The 4,015-nt window shown below is 59.4% G+C and carries 3 protein-coding genes and 1 pseudogene; 1 reads left to right on the top strand and 3 read right to left on the bottom strand.

Annotated features, from left to right (window positions below; translation table 11 throughout):
* Positions 1-1,065 (top strand): alpha-L-fucosidase (locus AB4043_RS17215; RefSeq protein WP_442307613.1); only part of this gene is annotated, 1,065 nt, incomplete at its 5' end.
* A 335-nt stretch (positions 1,066-1,400) separates the two neighbouring features.
* Here AB4043_RS17215 and AB4043_RS17210 read toward each other — a convergent pair.
* The 3 genes and pseudogenes from AB4043_RS17210 to AB4043_RS17200 all read right to left on the bottom strand — a co-directional run.
* On the bottom strand, positions 1,401-3,014 hold the full coding sequence (locus tag AB4043_RS17210) for a PLP-dependent transferase (protein ID WP_442301458.1): 1,614 nt from the start codon (positions 3,012-3,014) through the stop codon (positions 1,401-1,403).
* Positions 3,015-3,050: 36 nt separating this feature from the next.
* On the bottom strand, positions 3,051-3,527 hold the full coding sequence (locus tag AB4043_RS17205; RefSeq protein ID WP_442301457.1) for a RidA family protein: 477 nt from the start codon (positions 3,525-3,527) through the stop codon (positions 3,051-3,053).
* A gap of 26 nt (positions 3,528-3,553) precedes the next feature.
* Positions 3,554-4,015: pseudogene (locus AB4043_RS17200) on the bottom strand (selenocysteine synthase); the annotation flags it as partial.

Raw genomic sequence — 4,015 nt, 5'->3', positions numbered from 1 at the left:
CATCACGATGGCTTCTGCCTGTGGCCTACGGGTCAAACGGACTACAGCATCAAGGCAAGCCCCTGGAAAGACGGCAAGGGAGATCTCGTCCGCGAAGCCGCGGAAGCCGCACGCGCTGAGGGTCTGCGCTTCGGCGTCTATCTCTCTCCCTGGGATCGCCACGAGCCGAAGTACAAAGACAATGCTGCCTACGATGCCTACTACCGTGCGGAACTGGAAGAACTGGCCTCGCACTACGGTGACCTGGTCGAGTTCTGGCTCGACGGAGCCGGCAGCGGCGGACACGTCTACGACTTCAAGAAGATCATTGAAACCCTGCGCACCTATCAGCCGAACACCATCGTCTTTGCCGACACCGGCCTCTTCGAGTACGGCGATGCACGTTGGGCCGGCGACGAGAGCGGCAAGGTCGAATACGAGAACTGGAACGTCGTCGATCGCCACGGATATCTGCGCTGGCGCCCGATTGAAGTCGATACACCACTTCGCAAGCTGCACTGGTTCTGGCATGCGAACGACGAAGCTTCGCTGAAGTCTGTCGATGATCTTATGGACAGCTACGAACACTCCGTCGGCAAAGGCGGCCAGTGGATGCTGGGCGTAGCTCCGGACAATCGCGGCCTTCTACCGGACAGCGATGTCGCGCGCTTGAAGGAGCTCGGCGAAGCCATCCAGAAGCACTACGGTGCGGCAAAGAATGTGGCGGCAAGCGCCGTTATGCCTGACGCCGAGACACGCAAGGCCCTCGACAACGACACCGATACCTTTTGGAGCGCGCCGGCAGGTTCCCACAGCGCCACGTTCGAGGTGCGACTTGCAAAACCCACAAGCGTTGACCGAGCCCTGACGATGGAGTGGCTGACCGACGGGCAAATGGTGCAGACCTATCGCATCGAAGCCTGGGTCGACGGAGCCTGGAAGCCAGTCCTATCGGGCCACGCAATCGGTCATAAGAAGATCGATCGCTTCCCCACCGTCACCACAAGCCGCTTCCGTCTGAATCTGCTGTCCACCGCCGGCACCGCCCGCATCCGGGAGTTCCAACTCTTCGCCGCAGAGAACTAGATCGTTCTGTGTTTGTTAGAAATTTATGGGTGTTCCTTGCCCACCCTGGCGTTGCGAACGTTCCCCAACGAAAAAGTTCGTCGGGGGCCCCGAGGGTGGTCTCCCGGCAGAAAAAGCGCTGAAAGCGCGTTCTATACCAGCCTGGGGCAACGCCCCAGGCTGCCCCATAGAAAAAGTAAGGGCTGAAGGCCCGCTCTATAACTCCACAGTGGTCGCTTGTCGATACGCCCTAGGTCAAGCTCGGTTGGAGACTTAGCCGCTCGCTGATATACGCCACAAAAAGGATAGGGCCTTATGGGCCCTATCCTTTTCGAAACCGATAAATCGTTGGCTTGCTAAGCGCGCACAGCCTTCCACTCCGCCATACCGTACTCACCCAGAGCCACCGTTCCCGAAGCAGTATTTCCCTGCACCGTTCCGGTAAAGTCCCAGATCACTTCATGACCGCTCACCGGCATACGAGCATGCAGCTTCAGATCGTTGCCATGAATGCTGCCCGTCACATCGGCCTGATAAATAGCGCCAACCTGCTTACCCTTAAGATCGCTGCCACTCTGCTGCAGATCGAAGGTCTGCTCCGCGGTTCCGCGGGTGTACTTCAGCGAAACAGCCCACTTACCGTCAACCTGCGCAGCGCCGGTCGGGATGACCGGATTCTCATAATGACCAGGCTTGGTCATCGCCTCATGGATAGCATCAGCGATGATCGGAATCTCCCAGGCTTCAAGCATGTACGGCATGATGGTGAACGAGCTCTCCATCTTGTCCGGGCGAACGCCGGTGCCGCCGTCTAGCATGATGCGCGGCGTGCCTTCGTCGAGACGCTTGAACAGCTCGGTGCCCGTAATCTTCACCTGGTTCGCATCCCAGTGAACCCGAAGGCGGGGCGAACGGTTGGAAAGGTCTTCCGGATCAAGATATTCAACGCGAACCGACGGCAGTCCCTTGATCTTGTCCGCGATCTGATCGAGCCAGCTCTTCCACGCTTTCTGCTCGGCATCGTGGTCACGCTTATACCACTGGCGCACCGCGGCCAGCAGTCCCATGATCTCTTCCTTACCGACCTTGTAAGCACGTCCGTAGTTATGGTGTGGCGAAGCCTGGAACCACGCTGCCTTAATCAGATCAGCCTGGCCGATCATCATGCCGGCAGCCTGCGGCCCGCGCATGCACTTGCCGCCGGAGTAGCCGACCAGCGTCGCGCCGTGCTGCAGGTGGATATTCGGAACCAGCGGCTCTTCCGCCGCAGCATCGACAAAGACGGGAACGTTCTTCGCCTTTGCCATCGCGCAGATCGAAGGAATCGAGAGAGGCCCCTTCTCCGCCGCCGGGCCCGAGAGGATGTAGATCATCGCCACCTGGTCGGTGAGCTTTGCCTGCAGCTCCTCGGCCGAGTCCACTTCCACAATCTCTGCACCGGTCATGCGGACGCCGAAATCGTATGGATTGCGGGAGTGCTTGGGGATAATGACCTGGCTCTTCTTGCGCTTGTACGGGAAGGTCTGCGAGAGCTCCGGGTCGGTGCCGCAGAAGCAAGCGACCGTTGCCAGCGCAATCGCCGCTTCACAGCCGGTCGTCACCACCGCATGCTCCGCGCCGACAAGCTTCGCGATCTCGGCGCCAACCTTCGGCATCAGTTCATCCAGATGCACGTAGTAGTGCGAGGCCTCAAACATGGCCTGCTTCACTTCAGGCAGCGAGCGCGAGCCGGTGATGATGGTAAACGTGCCATGCGCGTTGATGATGGGGCGCACACCCAGTTTGGTGAAAACGTTGTCCTGCAGCGTTCCGGGCTGGAAGGTGACAGCATGAGAAGGAGCGGAGTGCGCTGCCTGGGCCTCGGCACTTCCAGCGGCAACCAGCGGCGATACCGCGGCAAGGGCTGACAGAGCTCCGGTCTGCTTGAGTAGATCGCGTCGCGTAGGACGCAGTTTCGGCAGCGCACACATAAGATTTTTCCTCTCCTGATGGTTCGTTCGATTTGGTTAGATATAGGCGATGAGGTCAATCTCGACCAGCGAATTGCCAGGGATGCCGCCGGCCGGAGCAATGGTCGTGCGTACCGGAGGAATCTTCCCCCAGCGGCCCTTGTACACCGTGTTCATGCGCTCCCAGTCCTTGATGTCGTTCAGGTAGACGTTCACCTTCAGCACCTTCTCCATGGAAGAGCCTGCGCTTGCGAGGTTCTTCTCGAGCTCGTCAAGAACGTGCTTGGTGTGCTCTTCAATCGTTCCCTGGAAGTGAGCGCCAACACCGGCAAGAAAGACCAGGTTGCCGTAGGAGACGACACTGCTGAACAGCGGAGCCTCTCCGTTCTTCGGCGGCTGGCCATACGACTTCTTCTGCTGAGCTTCAGGGGCCGCAGCATGCGCGCTCTCAGTCAGAACAGCGGCTCCGCCAATCGCTCCGGCGGCTGCGGCTGCATTCTTCAACAGGTTTCTGCGGCTGGTCTTTGTCGACATAACTGTTTTTCTCCTTGGGGATAAACTCAGGCTTTCGCGGATTTCAGGACCTGCTTCAGGCTGCTGGCCACAACCTCGGCCTCGCCCGGCTGCAGCATCCATACGCCGATGACAATCGTATTCTCATCCGCACCTTCAATGCGTCCACGCACACCGGTCGCCGGGCTTAGTTCGATCGACGGCTTTTGCGAACGCAGCTTCGCTGCTACCTCGAGCGGCTTGATACCGACCGTCGCAGGATCGTACTTGATCAGCAGATGCGGCACATGGTTGGCGACCGGCGGTACATTCACCACGGTGGTCACCGTGGGAATTCCTTTGATGGCCGCCTCGATGGTGCGGATACGGCGCATGCTCTCGGCTTGAATCGCCTCGTCATTCTGCTCCAGGATCCAGTCCACAGCCGCAACCATGCCGACCATCTGTTCCTTGGCAACCTTCATGCCCCGGCCCACAGCGTCGCTGTTGGGGCTGTCATTCTCAAGAGC

This window comes from Terriglobus sp. YAF25, assembly GCF_052113305.1.
Taxonomy (GTDB): Bacteria; Acidobacteriota; Terriglobia; order Terriglobales; family Acidobacteriaceae; genus Terriglobus.
Note: the sequence above shows the minus strand (reverse complement) of the source record. Positions and strands in the feature narration are given on the sequence as shown.

Coding starts and splice junctions, on each gene's coding strand:
- AB4043_RS17210 (WP_442301458.1), bottom strand. CDS start 3,014: ATGTGTGCGCTGCCGAAACTGCGTCCTACGCGACGCGATCTACTCAAG.
- AB4043_RS17205 (WP_442301457.1), bottom strand. CDS start 3,527: ATGTCGACAAAGACCAGCCGCAGAAACCTGTTGAAGAATGCAGCCGCA.